The following is a 17,052-nucleotide window of genomic DNA, read 5'->3' as shown; positions in this document are numbered from 1 at the left end:
CGTAGGGTGGGCCGGGCGGCGTTCCGCTTTAGCCCACCGCTCCAAAGCCCTACCGAACGGACACATCGCATGACCATCCGCGTCCAGGCCCAACCCTTCGACCCCGGCACCGAGCTCAACGCCCTGCATGCCGCCAACCTCGGCATTGGTGCGGTGGTCACCTTCGTCGGCTACGTGCGCGACTTCAATGAAGGTCGCGAAGTCGGCGGCATGTTCCTCGAACACTTCCCCGGCATGACCGAAAAGGCTCTGGCCAAGATCGCCGATGAGGCGCGTGAGCGCTGGCCGCTGCTGGGCATCGAGATCATCCACCGCATCGGCCGCCTGGAGCCGGGCGAGCCCATCGTCTTCGTCGGCACCAGCAGCGCCCATCGCCAGGCTGCGTTCGATGCCTGCAACTTCATCATGGATTACCTGAAGACCCGCGCGCCGTTCTGGAAGAAGGAAGACACCCGCGAAGGCCCGCGCTGGGTCGAGGGCCGCTGTAGCGACCAGAGCGCCGCCGAGCGCTGGCGGAAACCGTAGGGGCCCATATCCCCCGGTGCGCATGGCGCACCCTACGGCGCGGCGCGTCGCCTCGGTCGAAGTCTCTGGTGATGATCCCGTAGGGTGCGCCGCGCGCACCAGGGTTACGCCAACGCCAGATGCACCCGCAATGCAATCGGCACCAGCATCAGCAATACGCCCAAACCCAGGACGCGCACGCCCCATTCGTGCTCGCGAAAGTTGAAGCCGACGCCCAGCAGCACGAAGCCGCCGATCAGCAGCAACAGCATCAGGTGATAGTGGTCCATGGCGCTTCTCCATTTCGCAGTCCTGACTACAGCTTAGTCGCGCCGTCTCGTTTGGGGCTGACCTGGGGCAATTAAAGTCTGACTCGATTGGCGACAACCTGCGTCTCGATTGGTCGCTGCCTGGCGTCATGGCCTGCTCCATACTGTGGACAGTCATCGTCAAGGATCGTCCATGCGCCTGTTCCTCTCCCTTCTGCTTGCCGGCCTGCTGAGTGCGGCGCCGCTGGTCGCCGCTGAGCGCCATTTCACCATCCTGCACAGCAACGACTGGCAGTCGCGCCTGCTCGGTTTCGGCCCCAACAACGAATACAGCCCGGCGACGGTGAACGATGACGACACCGTCGGCGGCGTCGCCCGGCTTGCCACCTTATTGAATGAACGCCGCGCAGCAGCCGGCGAAGAACCTCTGCTGTTGCTCGACGGCGGCGACTTCACCATGGGCACGCTGTTTCACACCATCGCCCGCGAGATGGGCAGCGAACTGCGCCTGATGACCGAACTGGGCTATGACGCCGCGGTGATCGGCAACCACGAATTCGACTTCCGCCCCGCCGGCCTTGCCGCGATGATCAGCGCGGCGCACAGGGCCAAGGGCGACGCGCTGCTGCCGCTGCTGTCGAGCAACATGCGTTTCGATACCGCGAGCAAGGCCGACGACAGCCTGCAGGCGCACGTCGAGGCCGGGCGCATCCTGCCTTACAAGCTCATCGAGCGCGGCGGCATTCGTTTCGGCCTGTTCGGTCTGCTTGGCAACAACGCCGTGGCGGTCAGCCCGATGATCAAGCCGGTGACCTTCGCCGACCCGGTCGCCACCGCCAGGGAAACCGTGGCCAAGCTGCGCGAGGAGGGCGCCGAGGTGGTCATCCTGCTCTCGCACATGGGCGTCACCCAGCAGGCCGATGGCAGTTGGCGCGGCGAGGAAGTGGAGCTGGTCGAGCAGGTGCCGGGCATCGATATCGTCGTCGGCGGCCATTCGCATGTGGCGCTGCCGCAACCTGTGCTGGTCAATGGGCGTACCCCGGTGGTGCAGGCCGGCTCGGAAATCCAGTACCTCGGTGAGCTGCGCATGAGCCTGGGTGAAGACGGCGTGCCGCGTGTGCGTGACTATCGCCTGCATGCGGTCAACGACAGCATCGTCGGCGATGCGACCATCACCGCCAGGGTCGAAGACTTCAAGCAGTTGGTCAGCGAGCGCATGCTGGCGCCCAGGGGCTACCGCTTCGACCAGCCGCTGGCCAGGCTCGACCAGAGCCTGGGCCGTGATTTCACCGATCAGACCCTGGCCAACCTGGTCACCGATGCGCTGCGTCATGCCGTCGATGCCGACCTGGCCTTCACCGGCAACGGCACCATCCGCGATGACCTGCTCAAGGGGCGGAATGGCGTGCAGGATGTCTCCGACCTGTTTCGCATCGCCCCGCTGGGCATTGGCCAGTACGATGACGAACCGGGCTACCCGATGATCAAGGCCTACATCAGCGCGCGCGAAATCAAGTCGCTGCTCGAAGTGCTGCTGCTCGCCTATCAGCTGCGCGACAGCGACAGCTATTACCCGCGCGTATCCGGCCTGCGCTTCACCTACAACCCCTGGCGCGTGCCGTTCGACCGCGTCAGCCGCATCGAAATCAGCGATGCGCAAGGCAGCTACCGTGATCTGGACCTGAACGACACGCGCCTCTACAGCATCGGTGCTACCAGCTACGTCGGCAGCTTCACCTGGCTGGTGCCGGACCTGACCAAGGGCCTGCTCGACGTCATTCCCAAGGATGCCGAGGGTCGCCCGCTGCCGCGTATCGAAGACGCCATCATCGACCAGGACCCGGATAAGGAAGGCGTGCAGGAACTCAAGGAATGGCAGGTGCTGCTCGACCATATCCGCAGCCTGCCGGATCTCGATGGCGACGGCCTGGCCGATATTCCCACCACGGGTGCGGCAGCCGAAGCGCGCATGGTCCGCGCGCCCAGCCTGCATCCAGCCGAGCTGTTCCGCCTGGCCGGGCCGATGCAGTGGGGCGCCAGTGCGGTGATCCTGGCCGGCATGCTGCTGACTCTCTGGCTGCTGAGTCGCCCGCTGCGTCGCCGCAGTCAGCGTTGATGACCGTAGGGTGCGCCGTGCGCACCGGGAATGACGCCGTTAGGTCGGTGCGCACGGCGCACCCTACGGGGTCCAACGGTTTGCGCGTTGTACGGTCCGCCACCTTGCCAAGCCCGTAATGCCTCCGTATGGTGCAAAGCCGTCTGATTCGGAAGCTACGCAATGATCGCTCAGCACTGCGCGCTCGCTCACCGCGCACAGCCGGCCAATCCCCACTCGCATAACCGTCGCGCCACTGGTGCGGCGCTCGCCCGATGACTGCACTCAATCATTCGCGCCCGCTGGCGCTGTTCGGCCTGTTGCTGGCCAACCTGTGCTGGTCCGGCAATGCCCTGGTGGCACGCGCCTTCGCGGGCGAGATCGCCCCGTTCACCCTGTCGTTCTGGCGCTGGTGCCTGGCCCTGGCGCTGCTGCTGCCCTTCGTCGCCATGCCGCTGTGGCGTCATCGCGTAGCCGTGCGCGCTGCCGGCTGGCGCCTGCTGGTGCTCGGCGGCCTGGGCATCGCCGGCTACAACTCGCTGCTCTACAGCGCGGCGCAGACCACGGCCGCCATCAACATCTCGCTGGTCAACACCTGCCTGCCGCTGGTGACCTTCATCGGCGCCGGGCTGCTGCTCAATGAATGGCCGGCGCGCCGCGCCTGGTGGGGCATGCTGGTGGCGGTGATGGGGCTTGCGGTGCTGATCAGCCAGGGGCAATGGAGCCGCCTGGCCAGCCTGTCGTTCAACCAGGGCGACCTGATCATGCTGCTGGCGGTGGTCGACTGGGCGTTGTACTCGCTGCTGCTGCGGCGCTGGTCGGCGTACCTGCAGCCGATCCCGCCGCTGGCCTTGCTGGGCGTGTTCATCCTGCTGGGCGTACCGCTGATTCTGCCCTTCTATCTATACGAGCTGAGCCAGGGCGCGCACCTGGCGCTCAATGCCGCCAACCTCTCGGCTGTCGCCTACACCGCCGTGTTCGCCTCGCTGCTGGCCTACCTGGCCTGGAACCACGGCATCCGTGTGATCGGCGCGGCCAAGGCGGCGCTGACCAACTACCTGATGCCGGTGTTCACCGCGTTGCTGGGTTGGGTGCTGTTGAACGAAAGCCTGCAGCTCTACCACTGGCTGGGCGCCGCGATGATCTTTGGCGGCCTGCTGCTGGCTACGCGACCCGGCAAGAGCGCCTAGCCGCGTAGGGTGGATCGCGTTTCACCGATCCACCTCTTAACGCCGGCGGATGTAAAAGGCGTCATCCGCCCTACGGTGATCCCCTCACTCCGGTTTCAACATCACGAAGGCCCACCGCCTTTACGCGCGTAGGGTGGATCGCGTTTCACCGATCCACCTTTTCAAAGCCGGCGGATGAACAAGGCGTAATCCGCCCTGGGGCGAACCCCTCACTCCGGCTTCAGCATCACGAAGGCCCACCGCCTTCACGCGCGTAGGGTGGATCGCGCTTCACCGATCCACCTCTTAACGCCGGCGGATGAACAAGGCGTCATCCGCCCTACGGTGATCCCCTCACTCCGGCTTCAACATCACGAAGGCCCACCGCCTTCACGCGCGTAGGGTGGATCACGCTTCACCGATCCACCTTTTCAAAGCCGGCGGATGAACAAGGCGTCATCCGCCCTACGGCGAACCCCTCACTCCGGCTTCAGCATCACGAAGGCCCACCGCCTTTACGCGCGTAGGGTGGATCACGCTTCACCGATCCACCTTTTCAAAGCCGGCGGATGAAAAAGGCGTCATCCGCCCTACGGCGAACCCCTCACTCCGGCTTCAGCATCACGAAGGCCTCACCGCCTTTACGCGCGTAGGGTGGATCACGCTTCACCGATCCACCTTTTCAAAGCCGGCGGATGGAAAAGGCGTCATCCGCCCTACGGTGATCCCCTCACTCCGGTTTCAACATCACGAAGGCCTCACCGCCTTTACGCGCGTAGGGTGGATCACGCTTCACCGATCCACCTTTTCAAAGCCGGCGGATGAAAAAGGCGTCATCCGCCCTACGGCGAACCCCTCACTCCGGTTTCAACATCACGAAGGCTTCACCGCCTTCACGATCATGCATCAGGATGAACGGCTGCCCGGCGACCATCATCTTCACCGGCACCTTGCGCGGCACCGTGGTGCCGGCGTTGATCGCCGCCGCGCTGAGCAACTGACTCGTCAGGCTGTCATCCTCCTGCGCCTCGCTGGTCACCACGCATTCCTGGCTGACCTTCACCTGAATGCTCAGGCTCTTGTCGGCATTGAAGCCAACGGTGGCGAAGCCCATGTCGGTCATCTCGGTGATGCCATGCTGGCGCGCAACGCGCTGCGCCTCAGCAAAGCTTGGCGCCGTCTGCAGGCAGATATCGCGAAAGGCCTGCACCACGGGAGAGGTGACCGGCACCGGCGGCTGCGAGCCCAGGTTGGCGCAAGCACCGAGAAGGCCCAGGCTGACAAGCAAGGCGAACGTTTTCATCACATCATTCCTTAATGAAGGTGTTCAGGGTTGCTGGCAAAGATCATGCCCCAGCAACTGTGAGGCCAGCCCCTTGGCCAGATAAGTCTCCACTACGCGGCCATCGCCGCACTCGGTCTTGTGGCCGAGGGCGAAACCGATGGAAAGCAACACGAATAGCGCCAGGCCGATATTCTGGATGGGCGTCATGACAGGGCTCGCAGGGTAAATAATGGGGCAGGATGAAGAGGCGGGCAGGGGATGGCAAGTGCCAATGCACGCCCCTGGCGTTGTCGGCTCGGCGAGCCGATACTGACAAGCACGTAAACCGGGCAAGGGACTGTGCAATGAAGAAGCTGATCATCATCCTGCTGTTGGGCGCCGCTTTCTGGCAGTTCTATCTGAGCAAGCCTGGTAATCCGATGATCAGCAACATCGCCAGCGATGGCTCGGTCATGGACAATCCGGTGGTCACCCAGCCAGGCTCTTCCACCTTCTCGCTGGACAGCCTGCGCCCCTCACCCTCTATCAGCCAACCCGCAGTCCAGGTCGCCAGCACGCAGTATCGTTGCGATGGCCGAGTCCACTGCTCGCAGATGACCTCCTGTGCCGAAGCCACCTTCTTTCTGCGCAACTGCCCCGGCACCAAGATGGACGGCGACAATGATGGTGTGCCCTGTGAAGGGCAATGGTGCGGGCGTTAGGGCAGGGTGATCGACAGGCTGCTCAGCGCAAGCTGAGCGACAAGCATCCAGGCAACCGCACTGATGATGCCCAGCACGCTGTAGCCGACGACGATGCCAATCGCGATCTGCTTCCACAGCCCGGCATGGCGATTGGGTTCGTTGCGGTAATGCATCGGCATGTCACGCTCCGCCCGCAGATCGTCGAAATCGTCTCTCGCTCTCAAGGTGTTCTCCCGGTTCATGGGCCAGCGCGCGGCGGCGCTGCAGCCTGCTGGAGGCGGATTTTCCGGCATCGCCCGACAGCCCCGCAAGCACCGCTCGGGCGGTTGAGAGGTCAGCCGCAGGCTCAGAGACCCGCAATTGAGCACGCCGCCACCGGCGAAGCCTAACCGCTTGATAAAACGTAAATTTATCGATGATCTGGGGTTGACAGCGGTAGGCGAGACGCGGACAATGCGCGCCGTTGGCTACATAGCTCAGTTGGTTAGAGCGCAGCATTCATAATGCTGATGTCCCAGGTTCAAGTCCCGGTGTAGCCACCATAAATTTCAAGGGGTTAGCGCAAGCTAGCCCCTTTTTATTTGGGCCGGTGTCCCCGAACTGTCCCTTTCTTGTCCCTACCTCAAGAACAGGTAGCCGGCATATCCCATAGCATTCACAACGAAGAACGACATCAACAGCATCGGCCATGGGCTGCCTTTACTGGCGTCTGCTCGAGCATCGAGGATCTGTTGTGCCTGCAGGTGAATGTCAGACGGGGGAGTTGCTACCTTGGCAATGCGAGGCACTTCGCCCTCGGTCAGCGCGGGTGGTTGCGCCATGCTCGCATTGAAGTTGTCCCAGGAAGGCTTCTTGCCCTTGCTGCGCAGCTCGTCCCTGTACCATTCACGATCTTCCATTCCCATATAGCCCTCCTGGCTTTGGCCGAATAGTTGCCCTGCAAGGGACAGGCTAGACGGAAGTTTCGTGCACTTCCAGTAGTGCCAGCGGCGAATGGGTCAGGGCAGTGGCGAAGTGATCGGGTGCGAGGTGTGAATAGCGCATGGTCATCTTGATGTCACCGTGGCCCAGGATGCGCTGCAGGGTGACGATGTTCCCGCCTTGCATCATGTAGTGACTGGCGAAGGTGTGGCGGAGTATGTGGGTCATCTGCCCTGGCGTATGCAGGCCGGTGCGCTCATAGGCTTTGCGGAAGGCTGACCTGCAGGAGCTGAACAGCTTGCCGTTTCCAGGGTAGCCACGCGACAGAATGAGCTTCTCCAGCTCGGCCGGGATCGGCACCGAACGACTCTTGCCATTCTTGGTACGCACGAAGCGCACTTGGCCATTGGATACCTGGGGGCGGGTCAGGCTTTCGGCTTCATCCCATCGAGCACCGGTAGCCAGGCAGATTTGGGCGACAGGCAGCGTATGGCTGTTGGTCGAGGCGGCGCATTCCTGCAGGACCAGCCGGCATTCATCCAGGGTGAGAAACGCTCGCTCGGTTTCATCCACCTTGAGCTGACGCAGCATGGCCAGCGGGTTTGCCTCATGCCAGACGCCCAGGCGGATCAGCTCATTGAACACGGCTTTCATGTAGCGGTGTTCATGGTTCACGGTGGCCGGGGTGCAGTCTTTCAGGCGCTGGGTACGGTAGCGGCCAAAGTCCAGGGCAGTGAAGGTGGCGGCAATAGGGTTGCCCAGGGCATGCGCTATGGCCATCGTCCGGCTGTAGCGGTAAGGGTCTTTGAGCGTGGAGCCGTGCAGCTCTTGCCAGGTATCGACCAGATCGGACAGGCGTTCGCCTGGATCACGGCCACGTTGGCTGTATTGGCGGCGGGTATCGGATACCCAGCGTTCGGCCTCGCTTTTGGTGCGAAAGCCACGTTTGCGCTTGCGGATACCGGCAGATTTATCGAGCCAGAAATCGACGTCCCAGCCCTTTGGTCCTTTGGTGATCAAACGGCACGCCCCCAACGAACACTGCGCTCCTCAAGCAAGGCTTTGAGGTGTTTATAGAGGCGGTCTTCATCGAGACCCTTGGATGCGTAGTGATCGCGGATCACCGGCCAGCAGTCCCAGTCCTTGAGGGTGTAAAAAGCTTTTCTAGCGCCCACTCGCTCCCGTGCCAGCAGGCTTACGAAGTTTCCCAGGAAGAGTTCCACATTCTTGCCGGAGAAGCCCCGCGAGGTCTTGTAGTAGCGCCTGTAGTCGGTGTCATCGAGCAGGGAATCGACCGGCAGATCGACGCGCACGTCGTCACGGATCAGCGTCCAGATCGGAGCGTAGTAGCCGCGACGGGCAAGGTATTTGAACTGGTTCAGGCCGTAACGCCACAGGCCGTCCAGATGGCCCGCGAAGGCGGCAAAGGTGCGGGTGTCGATCACTTGCCCGCTCTGCAGGTCTACCGAGCCACTGGCAAACTGTTGGACGATGGAGTGGTGATAACGCAGCTCTACGCGCCACACATCCTGGGCCGGGTTGTAGTTGTCCGGGTCGGTTTCGTCGAAGCTGTCGCGGCGACGCCAGACGCTTTCCCAGTAGTCGAGCTTGTCGGTGGCCTTGGCCTGTTCGGTCTTGTTGTAGATGCAGAGCTGCAGGCCGTTGGCAGAGCCGAACATCGAGGTTTCACCGCGGCCATACACGCTGGATTTCGTGGCCCAGTGCAGTTCGTTGATGCCGGAGACATCCCGGTGCGAGCGGGCACGGCAATGCATGTTGCTGACCAGATCGGCGGGAGGCGTCCAGCCCTGCAGGTCGAGGGCAAGATGCACCGCGCATTGATTGACCTCGATGTTCGTCAGCACCTGGGAGGCGTAGTGATCCAGGCGGGCCTGCAGGCGCTCGGGCGACAGGTTGTCGATGGCATGGGGAGACACCTCGATTTTCAGGTGTGGGCCGATGTTCTCGACTTTGGCGTTGAAGTTCTTCACCAGCAGTACGAACCCCAGGTCAGCATTCTGTAGCTTGTACTGGTAGCCCGAGTCACGGCTTACCCGCCCGGAGTGCCAGCGCTCACCGGCGAAATCGACAATGGCGCCGGGCTTGTCGAACAGGCCCAGGATGTCAGGGCGCAGCAGGCCCTTGTAGAGCTGGCGGACGGTATCGACGCCGCAGCGAAGCAGGCGAACAGCAGACAGATCGACAAAGCCGGTCTTGCCGATGTCCAGGAACAAACGACCATGAGGAGACTCAAGGCCGGTTTGGTTATCAACGCGGAAGAAGTCTTTAACGGCGTCCATCTGATTTCCTGTTATTGAAGGTTTGTCACTCGTTCAACTGCTTGTTATCTGACGTGTTACAGGGACGTCAGCGGGCCGGCGGCGCGCACCCGCGCTCGTGCCTCGCACGCAACCCCACCGCCGGCCCGCATCCTTCTTCTGTCACTGTCCAGGCATACGGCGTTGGCCCTTTTGGGCTTTTCCCGGCCACCCAGGAATTGCCCATTGCCGAGAGGATCAGGAACAGGATCAACGCCAGGAAGGCCGGCAGGGTGTCGGGTGTAGGCGGGAGGAAGTGCAGGCGGGCGCGCCCAGCGTCTGGCTTTGCGGTGGTGCGGCGTTGCGGCTGGTGGCGGGCCGAGAGAATCAACACCAAGGGCTTTGCCCTTGTCATCCCACTCTTGCCGCCGAGGGCTCGGGAGCGCGGGGTGGTGAAGCTACCCCACACTCCCGTTGTCAGGCTGATATTCATGGTGCGGGGTCAAGGGTGCGCTGCGCCCGTGCTTCCGTTCGCCGGGACGGTGAAGCTGTCCCGACGAGCCGGGAGCGCGGCCCCTGACCCGGCCACATCGGTGGAATGGGTCAGGGTCATGCGGTCCAGTACGTTGCCGGAACCATGCCGGTCGCGGTGCCGCATCGCCCTGATAGTGCGGATGTCCGAGAAGAACACCTCGTTCGGGAACTGCCCTGGATCGTTCATTTCCAGGGTCATGAAGTAGGCTTGGTCATACACCCCTTCGAAGGGCAGCACGACGCCGACAATATGCAGGAGCAGCCAGAGCGGTTCGGGTTCATCGTCCCAGGCCAGTTCGACCAGGGCAGTTTGGCCGACGTACTGGGCGGCGTTGGATGCATTCACGGGGGAGCTGTTGCTAGTCATCGCTGTAGTCCCCCGCCTTGAAGGACTCCTTACCGCTCAGCAGATCGGCGCGGAGTTTACCCACGTTGACCATGCGGAAGTCGGCAAACGTCAGGCTTGGCAGGGTGCCGTTATCCACCAGCTCGGCCACTTCATCAGCGGGAATCCCGCTGCCTGTAGCGAAGGTCACGATGCTGCAGACGTCGCCCATGGCGGAGCCGAGCGGAACGACGTTGCCGTGGTTCGGGTTGGCCTTATTCATCGACGTAATCCCCCTGCGCAAAGATGGTTTTGCCCTTGGCCAGATCGGTGCGGATTTGGGCGAGGTGGACGAGGCGAGGGCGGCCCATCTTCACGCTGGGGATGGTGCCGCTCTGCATCCAGGCGATCACGGTGTCGGTGGAAACACCGTTCATGGCAGCGAAGGTTTCCTTGCTGCAGGTGAGGGCGTTACGGCAGTCGAGGTAGATGACGCGTTTGCCGTCTACGTCGAAGCTGACATCGAAAGGAGGTTCGTTCAGGTGCTGAGTAGTCATTGCCTATCCCTGCCTATGAAATGCTCATAAACTGTGGTTAATGAGTGATTAGTGATTGGTAAATACTCCCAATCACATGATGCGAATATATCGGTGCTGGCAGATAGTTAGTAGCACTATTTACCAATTTTATAGACGATTTTTGAATGATCAGAGAGCGGCTTATAGCCATTTGGGATTCTAAGGGGTTGACTGCTAAGCGGCTCGAAGAGCTGACAGGCATCGACCGCGAGAAGTGGTATGCGCTCAGAGGTGGCAAGCGCCGGGTCAATGGAGACGACATAGAAGCAATCCTGGGTATTACCCCTGAGTACGCGCTTTGGCTCGTTTCAGGGAACATTGCGCCAGAGGCAGGGCAGACCAGCCCGGATTACGTCGAAGCAGACCTAAAATTGGCAGGACAAGAAGCGGGCAGCAGGTAACAGCGGAAGTGGCCCGAAGATGGTTTCAAAGAAAGCCAGTTTAAGTACCTGAGGGAGATAAACGTGGGAGAGCAAACCAAGGATAGTGCTGCACGTATCAATAATGGTCTTGAGGGACGTGAGTGTGTTCCTTTTTTTAAAACTGACAAGAATCAAATAATTTTTGAGTTTGTATATCTGATTGTTGCGTTTTTTGCTGCAGTAGGACTGCTAGTGGTTCTTCAGTTCTATGGGGATAAAGTTGGTATTTCTTATAGAGACAAGCTCGCAATGATGGCTGTAATAGGCGGTTTCTTGGGCGGATGGGTCTATGATACTAAATGGTTTTATCGCGTAACCGCTAGAGGGAAGCGTGATCAGTATGGCTTTCCTTGGCAGCCTCATAAATTTTACTGGCGAGTTATGACGCCTTTCTTGGCCAGTTTGGTTGCGTTCTCTACTTACTTGTTGGCTAGTGCTGACTTCTTCCCGTTTTCTCTAAAAGAAAAAGAGTCGGCAAGAACGGCATTTGCTATATGTTTTCTATTAGGTTATTTCTCTGATCTTGTGCTTAGTCGCTTGGCTGCATGGGCAGAGAAAATAGTTCCGAAGGCTTCCAATGATTGAGAGTTGCGGTATTTGTTTAGAGATATCTGGGAAGGGTAATCCTGAGTTTGGCGATATTTACTGCGAGCTGATTAAGTCGAGAGGGAATGTCATCTTGGAATCTGCAAGCTTTCTAGTGATTCCAAGTTTTGGGCCGCTAAATTATTCGCATGTGATGCTTGTGCCAAAGAGACATGTTAATAGCTTCGCCCAGTTATCCGACTTTGAGATAAATGAAGGTTTTAAGGTTCTTGGTTTTCTTAAGAATCATATCTTAAATGCGCGGGGTGAAAATCTTGTGTTTTTTGAAAGTGGTGCGGGCACAACTATTTCGCACTCTGGTGGCTGCATAGTGCACGCCCATATTCATTGTGTAGTAGATTCAAAGATATTTGATGAGCGGCTAAGATCTGAGATTAAGCTGGAGCCAGTAATAACGGGGGATTACTCAGGCGCCAGCATAGATGCTGGATATGTTTGGTATCGCGATGCTCAGGATAATAGCTATATCTGTAATAGTCCTATGCTGCCGTCTCAGTTTCTGAGGTACATCTACGCTCAGTCCTGTGGCTCTAGCTCCGCTTGGAATTGGCGCCGGGATATAAATATTTCAGGAGTGTTAACTGTGCTTAAAGAATATGAAGGGATTAATGCTGCATAAGTTTTCTAGGGGGGAGACATGGGGAACATTATTGATATGGCGAGCTTCGAGCACCTGCGCCGGTCAAACTCCGATGACCGCTACACGTGTCCGAAGACCAACGTAACGTTTCCCCGCATCTACAAAGTGCTAGTGCCGGACGGCGATCTGGTGGACGACGTGCCCGTATTTATCGGCACATACAGCACAGAATATCGGCTCAAAGAGCCATCGAGTCTGGAGCAACTTCCAGGCTTCCCGCCTTTGACGGCGACAAAGATAAGCATGCTCGATGCTGCCGATGAAATGTATCTCGACGTAATCCACTTCAACAATAAAGACAGAGCGCTTGGCTTCAGGCAGGCCTGTGGGCACCTAGGGCTTGAGCCAGAACACGTCCGCTCGTTCAAAGATGAACAAGGCGTGTTCCTGTTGCTGCGCAGGGATGATGCCCCAAGAAAGGTGGGGCATATCATCTTTAGAAGCAGCGACGTTCAATTTATACATGGGCTTGGTGCTGATATGGAGTGTGAGTATGTGGCAGCATTTAATGTGTTGGGTGACTTGATTCCTCTTCAGTCAATTGAAATTAACGAAGAGGAATGAAGTGGTTTAAGGCTGATTGCTTGTATTTATTTCTGTTTTGACTCTTCTTAGTTTGCGCGGGTCAATTTCGACTTCCGTGTTTCCGGTTTTTAGTTTAACCATTGATGCTGTTCCCATTATTGCAGACGCAAGCTGGTCTGCTGGGTGCACTAAGCTCTCCACTTTTTCGCCTTGAGGGGTGAATAGGTTTCTACTCAAGCTGTCTAGTAGTTCTGGCGGTATAGGATTACCTTTTGCGTCATTCCATTCTAAGCTGGTTTCGACAATCCAACTTGCTCTTTCCATGTCAAGTTCAAGTTGTTTTAGCTGGAACTCTGCAAGTGAGTGTTGTTCAAACCAGCGATTTTGCCAGCGGATATAAAAAAGAATAGAACCAACGGCACCGAATGAATAGATGACTTGCTTCAGTCCGGGTATCCACAAGGCACTTGTGTCGTTCAGGGTGAGTGCGTGGTAGAAGTCTCTAATGGAGAATCCTGCAAGCGCAATGAACAGGACGATAAGCCCCAGCATTGATGCTGCGACTGGGGTTCTTAGGCTATTTGTACCGCTGGTTAGTTTGAATTCAGTTTGGCGTTTTTTAATTTCACTAATAATGTCTTTGCGAATTTGTCGTCTTGCGTGAGTGTTACTCTTGCTGTCGAGTTCATTCTTCCTTTCTTCAAACGCCTGTTCTTTCTCTTGAAGCTGTTCGCTAAGGCGCTGATGGTTTTTAGTTAGCTCCTGTTCTCTTGTGCTGAACGCTTCCTCTAGAGTGTGTAATTTGTTTAGGTGCTCGGCTTCAAGCTTTTTTCTATATTCATGACTGTCGAATATTAGTTTTTCGTTCAGCTCTTCAAGGCGGCTCAGCGTCGCTTCATGGATTGAAGCTAGCTCTTCCTGCTCCTTGGAGGTTTTTCCGCCAACGGTCCTACCTGGTTCTATAGCTTTTAACTTCTTGACTATTGTGTAGCCAATCTCTGTCCTTTCAATGGCGTCTAATTTGCAGTTGTGCCCTGGGATTAGCTGGACTTCATCTGTGTAAGGAGACTTTGGTTCTCCAGCGCCTCCGCGATATAGTCTTATATGAAAGTCGCCTACCGTTAAAGATAGGTTGAATATTAGTTCTGAGTTTTTCTTTATTAGTTCGGATATTTCTTGGCTGTTCTCTGGCGCTTGAGCTTCAAAGGAGATACTTGCTGAGCCTAGTAGAGTTGTGCTGGCTGTAGGGTTGTACTTGCTTAATTTTTCTGCAATTTCTCTAAGGCAATCAATTAATACTTTGTCTTTTAGTCTTGGTATCCTGATTGTCTGGGTCAAGTTTTATAATCCTTTAGAGATTTTATTGGAGATTTATTAAGAGAGTTATGGGGTGTGTTTTATGTATCGCCTTGGGCTAACGTGACGAAGAAATGGACACGCACGTTCTCATCCGTCCACTTGTAGATTTCCGCAGAGCAGATCAGCGGGAGGATGGCGATCAGAGTAAGGAGGAATCGGGTCATGCGGCAGCTTCCATGCAGGGGAGGGCGAGCTGGCTGACCCAGGAGCGCCACAGTTTTGGCAAAAGAGGTGTCCCCTTTCTGCCTCAAAACACCATGCAATGGATACTAGCCAATAGCCGGCACTGGCGAAAGCCCCGTTTTTACATGCGTCCAGCGTCTACCGAGGGAGGTGGCGCTTTTTCATAATGCCCAGCTCCCGCCAGCCTTAACCCGTTAATTCCCCACCCCAAAAACAACAAAACCCCGCCAAAGCGGGGTTCTGTCTATGCACTGCTCCCAACGATCAAACGTTGAAGCGGAAGTGCATCACGTCGCCGTCCTTGACGATGTAGTCCTTGCCTTCCAGGCGCCATTTGCCGGCTTCCTTGGCGCCGGCTTCGCCTTTGTACTGGATGAAGTCGTTGTAGGCGATGACTTCGGCGCGGATGAAGCCTTTTTCGAAGTCGGTGTGGATCGCTGCAGCCGACTGTGGGGCGGTGGCGCCGACCTTGACGGTCCAGGCGCGGACTTCCTTCACGCCAGCGGTGAAGTAGGTCTGCAGGTTGAGCAGCGAGTAACCGGCGCGGATCACGCGGTTCAGGCCCGGCTCTTCCATGCCCATGGTTTCGAGGAACATCTGCATCTCTTCGAGATCGTCCAGTTCGGCGATCTCGGCTTCGATCTTGTTGCACACCGGTACGACGATGGCGCCTTCCGCTTCGGCGATGGCGTTGACCACGTCGAGGTGCGGGTTGTTCTCGAAGCCGTCTTCGGCGACGTTGGCGATGTACATCACCGGCTTGGTGGTGAGCAGGTGGAAGGTCTTGGCCAGGCGCTTCTCGTCGTCACCCAGGTCCTTGAGCAGGCTGCGCGCCGGCTTGCCTTCGGTGAGGTGGGGGATGAGCTTTTCCAGCAGGGCCTTCTGCGCCACGGATTCCTTGTCGCCACCCTTGGCGGTGCGCGCCACGCGCTGCAGTTGTTTCTCGCAGCTGTCGAGGTCGGCCATGATCAGTTCGAGGTCGATGATCTCGATGTCGCGCTTGGGGTCGACGCTGTTGGCGACGTGGATGACGTTGTCGTCTTCGAAGCAGCGCACCACGTGGGCGATGGCGTCGGTCTCGCGGATGTTGGCGAGGAACTTGTTGCCCAGGCCTTCACCTTTCGACGCGCCCGCGACCAGGCCGGCGATGTCGACGAATTCCATGGTGGTGGGGATGACCTTCTCGGGCTTGACGATCTCGGCCAGGGCATCCAGGCGCGGGTCGGGCATGGGCACGATGCCGCTGTTCGGCTCGATGGTGCAGAAGGGGAAGTTCTCCGCCGCGATGCCGGACTTGGTGAGGGCGTTGAACAGGGTGGACTTGCCGACGTTGGGCAGGCCGACGATGCCGCAGTTGAATCCCATGGTGTGTCCCTCGGGGGAAAGGTGGTTACTGGGTGGCCTTCTGGCTATGCAGTTTGCGCATGGCCACGGTCCAGTCGCCGGCGAGTATTTCCGGCAGGACGTCCAAGGCGAAGTCGATGCTCTTGTCGAGCAGGTCCTGTTCGCTGCGTGGGGCGCGTCCGAGCACGAAGCCGGAGACCAGGCTGGCGTGCCCCGGATGGCCGATGCCGAGCCGCAGGCGATGGAAGTTATTCTGGTTGCCGAGCTGGGCGATGATGTCGCGCAGGCCGTTGTGCCCGCCGTGGCCGCCGCCCTGTTTGAGCTTGGCGACGCCGGGTGGCATGTCGAGTTCGTCGTGGGCCACCAGGATCTCTTCGGGTTTGATCTTGAAGAAATTGGCCAAGGCCGCCACGGACTGGCCGCTGCGGTTCATGTAGGTGGTGGGGATGAGCAGACGAACTTCGCGTCCCTGGTGGTTGAACTTGCCCACCAGGCCGAAATATTTGCGATCGACGCTGAGGTTGACGCGCTGGCTGGCCGCCACGCGCTCAACGAAAAGGGCCCCTGCATTGTGCCGGGTCTGGTCGTATTCGGGGCCGGGGTTACCCAGGCCAACGATCAGTTGTACGGCAGTCATACAGGAGCCCTTCTGAGGAAATCGCCCGGCGTGATCGCCTGCCGGGCGGGTTCCGCGCTGCGATTACTCGGCAGCGCCTTCTTCGTCTTCAGCCTTCACGCGCGAAGCGTGAATGTTGGAGACAGCCAGGTCGTTACCGTGAGCCAGAGCAACCAGCTCGACGCCTTTCGGCAGCTTCAGGTCGGACATGTGGACAGTCTGGCCAACTTCTACGGCAGCCATGTCGACTTCGATGAATTCCGGCAGGTCTTTCGGCAGGCAGGAAACTTCGACTTCGTTGATGGTGTGGGAGATCTCGCCACCCTGCTGCTTCACGCCAACGGCGGTTGCTTCGTTGAGGAAGTGCAGCGGTACGTGAGCGGTCAGTTTCTGGCCGGCTACGACGCGCTGGAAGTCAGCGTGCAGGACGAAGCCTTTGGCCGGGTGGCGCTGCAGGGCCTTGATCACGACGCTTTCTTTGGTGCCGGCAACGTCCAGGGTCAGGACGTGGCTGAAGGCCGCTTCGTTTTCCAGCAGCTTGGCCAGGTCTTTGGCCAGCAGGCTGATCGATTGCGGTTCTTTGGCGCCACCGTAGATCACGGCAGGCACCATGGACACGTTACGACGCAGGCGGCGGCTCGCACCTTTCCCCAGGTCGGAACGCACTTCGGCATTCAGGGCAAATTCAACAGTCATTTCACTTCTCCAAAATAACCAAACCGCCTTGTGGCTTGCG

At 58.7% G+C, this 17,052-nt stretch carries 22 protein-coding genes and 1 tRNA gene; 9 read left to right on the top strand and 14 right to left on the bottom strand.

Features of this window, described 5'->3' with window-relative positions; genetic code table 11:
• Nucleotides 1-69 precede the first annotated feature (69 nt).
• Nucleotides 70-525, top strand: coding sequence for a molybdopterin synthase catalytic subunit MoaE (moaE, locus tag H3221_RS00645; RefSeq protein ID WP_196473642.1), 456 nt, complete (start codon nucleotides 70-72; stop codon nucleotides 523-525).
• Between the two features lie 104 nt (nucleotides 526-629).
• Here moaE and H3221_RS00640 read toward each other — a convergent pair whose 3' ends face one another.
• Nucleotides 630-794, bottom strand: a complete 165-nt coding sequence (locus H3221_RS00640; protein ID WP_196473641.1) for a hypothetical protein — start codon at nucleotides 792-794, stop codon at nucleotides 630-632.
• Nucleotides 795-966: 172 nt separating this feature from the next.
• Here H3221_RS00640 and H3221_RS00635 point away from each other — a divergent pair, with 172 nt between their 5' ends.
• Nucleotides 967-2,889 carry a bifunctional metallophosphatase/5'-nucleotidase gene (locus H3221_RS00635; RefSeq protein WP_196473640.1) on the top strand — a complete coding sequence of 641 codons (1,923 nt, stop codon included), beginning with the start codon at nucleotides 967-969 and terminating at the stop codon, nucleotides 2,887-2,889.
• 254 nt (nucleotides 2,890-3,143) lie between these two features.
• Nucleotides 3,144-4,058 carry a DMT family transporter gene (locus tag H3221_RS00630; protein ID WP_196473639.1) on the top strand — a complete coding sequence of 305 codons (915 nt, stop codon included), beginning with the start codon at nucleotides 3,144-3,146 and terminating at the stop codon, nucleotides 4,056-4,058.
• Nucleotides 4,059-4,893: 835 nt separating this feature from the next.
• On the opposite strand, the gene H3221_RS00625 is transcribed toward H3221_RS00630, so the two are convergent.
• On the bottom strand, nucleotides 4,894-5,340 hold the full coding sequence (locus H3221_RS00625; RefSeq protein ID WP_196476903.1) for a hypothetical protein: 447 nt from the start codon (nucleotides 5,338-5,340) through the stop codon (nucleotides 4,894-4,896).
• Nucleotides 5,341-5,364: 24 nt separating this feature from the next.
• Nucleotides 5,365-5,529, bottom strand: coding sequence for a hypothetical protein (locus H3221_RS00620; RefSeq protein ID WP_196476902.1), 165 nt, complete (start codon nucleotides 5,527-5,529; stop codon nucleotides 5,365-5,367).
• A 137-nt stretch (nucleotides 5,530-5,666) separates the two neighbouring features.
• On the opposite strand from H3221_RS00620, the gene H3221_RS00615 reads away from it, so the two are divergent.
• Nucleotides 5,667-6,023, top strand: a complete 357-nt coding sequence (locus tag H3221_RS00615; protein ID WP_196476901.1) for an excalibur calcium-binding domain-containing protein — start codon at nucleotides 5,667-5,669, stop codon at nucleotides 6,021-6,023.
• Here H3221_RS00615 and H3221_RS00610 read toward each other — a convergent pair.
• Nucleotides 6,020-6,247: a hypothetical protein gene (locus H3221_RS00610; protein WP_196476900.1), complete on the bottom strand. Its 228-nt coding sequence runs from the start codon at nucleotides 6,245-6,247 to the stop codon at nucleotides 6,020-6,022. The genes H3221_RS00615 and H3221_RS00610 overlap by 4 nt on opposite strands.
• A 223-nt stretch (nucleotides 6,248-6,470) precedes the next feature.
• Between H3221_RS00610 and H3221_RS00605 the strand changes: the two genes are divergently transcribed.
• Nucleotides 6,471-6,547 (top strand) — tRNA-Met (locus H3221_RS00605).
• Nucleotides 6,548-6,622: 75 nt separating this feature from the next.
• Here H3221_RS00605 and H3221_RS00600 read toward each other — a convergent pair.
• From H3221_RS00600 to H3221_RS00575, 6 genes are all read right to left on the bottom strand, one after another.
• Entirely contained in the window at nucleotides 6,623-6,910 is a 288-nt protein-coding gene (locus H3221_RS00600; RefSeq protein ID WP_037005532.1) for a hypothetical protein, read from the bottom strand.
• Between the two features lie 46 nt (nucleotides 6,911-6,956).
• Nucleotides 6,957-7,946, bottom strand: a complete 990-nt coding sequence (locus tag H3221_RS00595; RefSeq protein WP_196476899.1) for a phage integrase — start codon at nucleotides 7,944-7,946, stop codon at nucleotides 6,957-6,959.
• Nucleotides 7,943-9,226 (bottom strand): hypothetical protein, encoded by a 1,284-nt coding sequence (locus H3221_RS00590; protein ID WP_196476898.1) that lies wholly within the window; start codon nucleotides 9,224-9,226, stop codon nucleotides 7,943-7,945. Before H3221_RS00590 ends, H3221_RS00595 begins: the two co-directional genes overlap by 4 nt.
• Before the next feature lie 460 nt (nucleotides 9,227-9,686).
• Entirely contained in the window at nucleotides 9,687-10,085 is a 399-nt protein-coding gene (locus tag H3221_RS00585; RefSeq protein WP_179553542.1) for a hypothetical protein, read from the bottom strand.
• Nucleotides 10,078-10,326: a hypothetical protein gene (locus H3221_RS00580; protein ID WP_074913447.1), complete on the bottom strand. Its 249-nt coding sequence runs from the start codon at nucleotides 10,324-10,326 to the stop codon at nucleotides 10,078-10,080. The genes H3221_RS00585 and H3221_RS00580 overlap by 8 nt, the downstream gene beginning before the upstream one ends.
• Nucleotides 10,319-10,600 carry a MerR family transcriptional regulator gene (locus H3221_RS00575; RefSeq protein WP_037002676.1) on the bottom strand — a complete coding sequence of 94 codons (282 nt, stop codon included), beginning with the start codon at nucleotides 10,598-10,600 and terminating at the stop codon, nucleotides 10,319-10,321. The genes H3221_RS00580 and H3221_RS00575 overlap by 8 nt, the downstream gene beginning before the upstream one ends.
• A 146-nt stretch (nucleotides 10,601-10,746) precedes the next feature.
• Between H3221_RS00575 and H3221_RS00570 the strand changes: the two genes are divergently transcribed.
• From H3221_RS00570 to H3221_RS00555, 4 genes are all read left to right on the top strand, one after another.
• Nucleotides 10,747-11,022 (top strand): helix-turn-helix domain-containing protein, encoded by a 276-nt coding sequence (locus H3221_RS00570; RefSeq protein WP_061337129.1) that lies wholly within the window; start codon nucleotides 10,747-10,749, stop codon nucleotides 11,020-11,022.
• A gap of 63 nt (nucleotides 11,023-11,085) precedes the next feature.
• Nucleotides 11,086-11,628, top strand: a complete 543-nt coding sequence (locus H3221_RS00565) for a hypothetical protein (RefSeq protein ID WP_196476897.1) — start codon at nucleotides 11,086-11,088, stop codon at nucleotides 11,626-11,628.
• Nucleotides 11,629-11,722: 94 nt separating this feature from the next.
• Nucleotides 11,723-12,268 carry an HIT family protein gene (locus tag H3221_RS00560; protein WP_196476896.1) on the top strand — a complete coding sequence of 182 codons (546 nt, stop codon included), beginning with the start codon at nucleotides 11,723-11,725 and terminating at the stop codon, nucleotides 12,266-12,268.
• Nucleotides 12,269-12,286: 18 nt separating this feature from the next.
• A complete protein-coding gene (locus H3221_RS00555; RefSeq protein ID WP_196476895.1) occupies nucleotides 12,287-12,853 on the top strand; it encodes a hypothetical protein in 567 nt (188 codons plus the stop codon).
• A 6-nt stretch (nucleotides 12,854-12,859) separates the two neighbouring features.
• Here H3221_RS00555 and H3221_RS00550 read toward each other — a convergent pair whose 3' ends face one another.
• The 4 genes from H3221_RS00550 to H3221_RS00535 all read right to left on the bottom strand — a co-directional run bounded on the left by H3221_RS00550 (nucleotide 12,860) and on the right by H3221_RS00535 (nucleotide 17,012).
• A complete protein-coding gene (locus tag H3221_RS00550; protein WP_196476894.1) occupies nucleotides 12,860-14,152 on the bottom strand; it encodes a hypothetical protein in 1,293 nt (430 codons plus the stop codon).
• Between the two features lie 468 nt (nucleotides 14,153-14,620).
• Nucleotides 14,621-15,721 carry a redox-regulated ATPase YchF gene (ychF, locus tag H3221_RS00545; RefSeq protein ID WP_017678150.1) on the bottom strand — a complete coding sequence of 367 codons (1,101 nt, stop codon included), beginning with the start codon at nucleotides 15,719-15,721 and terminating at the stop codon, nucleotides 14,621-14,623.
• Between the two features lie 25 nt (nucleotides 15,722-15,746).
• Entirely contained in the window at nucleotides 15,747-16,337 is a 591-nt protein-coding gene (pth, locus tag H3221_RS00540) for an aminoacyl-tRNA hydrolase (protein ID WP_196476893.1), read from the bottom strand.
• Nucleotides 16,338-16,400: 63 nt separating this feature from the next.
• Nucleotides 16,401-17,012, bottom strand: a complete 612-nt coding sequence (locus tag H3221_RS00535) for a 50S ribosomal protein L25/general stress protein Ctc (RefSeq protein ID WP_196476892.1) — start codon at nucleotides 17,010-17,012, stop codon at nucleotides 16,401-16,403.
• Nucleotides 17,013-17,052 lie beyond the last annotated feature (40 nt).

The organism is Pseudomonas chaetocerotis (genome assembly GCF_015712105.2).
Taxonomy (GTDB): domain Bacteria; phylum Pseudomonadota; class Gammaproteobacteria; order Pseudomonadales; family Pseudomonadaceae; genus Aquipseudomonas; species Aquipseudomonas chaetocerotis.
This window is presented reverse-complemented; position numbering and strand designations above follow the sequence as displayed.

Excerpts from the sequence above, each read along its gene's own strand:
- H3221_RS00640 (WP_196473641.1), bottom strand. The coding sequence starts at position 794 with ATGGACCACTATCACCTGATGCTGTTGCTGCTGATCGGCGGCTTCGTG.
- pth (WP_196476893.1), bottom strand. The coding sequence starts at position 16,337 with ATGACTGCCGTACAACTGATCGTTGGCCTGGGTAACCCCGGCCCCGAA.
- ychF (WP_017678150.1), bottom strand. The coding sequence starts at position 15,721 with ATGGGATTCAACTGCGGCATCGTCGGCCTGCCCAACGTCGGCAAGTCC.
- H3221_RS00585 (WP_179553542.1), bottom strand. The coding sequence starts at position 10,085 with ATGACTAGCAACAGCTCCCCCGTGAATGCATCCAACGCCGCCCAGTAC.
- H3221_RS00620 (WP_196476902.1), bottom strand. The coding sequence starts at position 5,529 with ATGACGCCCATCCAGAATATCGGCCTGGCGCTATTCGTGTTGCTTTCC.
- moaE (WP_196473642.1), top strand. The coding sequence starts at position 70 with ATGACCATCCGCGTCCAGGCCCAACCCTTCGACCCCGGCACCGAGCTC.
- H3221_RS00570 (WP_061337129.1), top strand. The coding sequence starts at position 10,747 with ATGATCAGAGAGCGGCTTATAGCCATTTGGGATTCTAAGGGGTTGACT.
- H3221_RS00600 (WP_037005532.1), bottom strand. The coding sequence starts at position 6,910 with ATGGGAATGGAAGATCGTGAATGGTACAGGGACGAGCTGCGCAGCAAG.
- H3221_RS00590 (WP_196476898.1), bottom strand. The coding sequence starts at position 9,226 with ATGGACGCCGTTAAAGACTTCTTCCGCGTTGATAACCAAACCGGCCTT.
- H3221_RS00630 (WP_196473639.1), top strand. The coding sequence starts at position 3,144 with ATGACTGCACTCAATCATTCGCGCCCGCTGGCGCTGTTCGGCCTGTTG.
- H3221_RS00610 (WP_196476900.1), bottom strand. The coding sequence starts at position 6,247 with ATGAACCGGGAGAACACCTTGAGAGCGAGAGACGATTTCGACGATCTG.
- H3221_RS00635 (WP_196473640.1), top strand. The coding sequence starts at position 967 with ATGCGCCTGTTCCTCTCCCTTCTGCTTGCCGGCCTGCTGAGTGCGGCG.
- H3221_RS00535 (WP_196476892.1), bottom strand. The coding sequence starts at position 17,012 with ATGACTGTTGAATTTGCCCTGAATGCCGAAGTGCGTTCCGACCTGGGG.
- H3221_RS00615 (WP_196476901.1), top strand. The coding sequence starts at position 5,667 with ATGAAGAAGCTGATCATCATCCTGCTGTTGGGCGCCGCTTTCTGGCAG.
- H3221_RS00555 (WP_196476895.1), top strand. The coding sequence starts at position 12,287 with ATGGGGAACATTATTGATATGGCGAGCTTCGAGCACCTGCGCCGGTCA.
- H3221_RS00625 (WP_196476903.1), bottom strand. The coding sequence starts at position 5,340 with ATGAAAACGTTCGCCTTGCTTGTCAGCCTGGGCCTTCTCGGTGCTTGC.
- H3221_RS00580 (WP_074913447.1), bottom strand. The coding sequence starts at position 10,326 with ATGAATAAGGCCAACCCGAACCACGGCAACGTCGTTCCGCTCGGCTCC.
- H3221_RS00575 (WP_037002676.1), bottom strand. The coding sequence starts at position 10,600 with ATGACTACTCAGCACCTGAACGAACCTCCTTTCGATGTCAGCTTCGAC.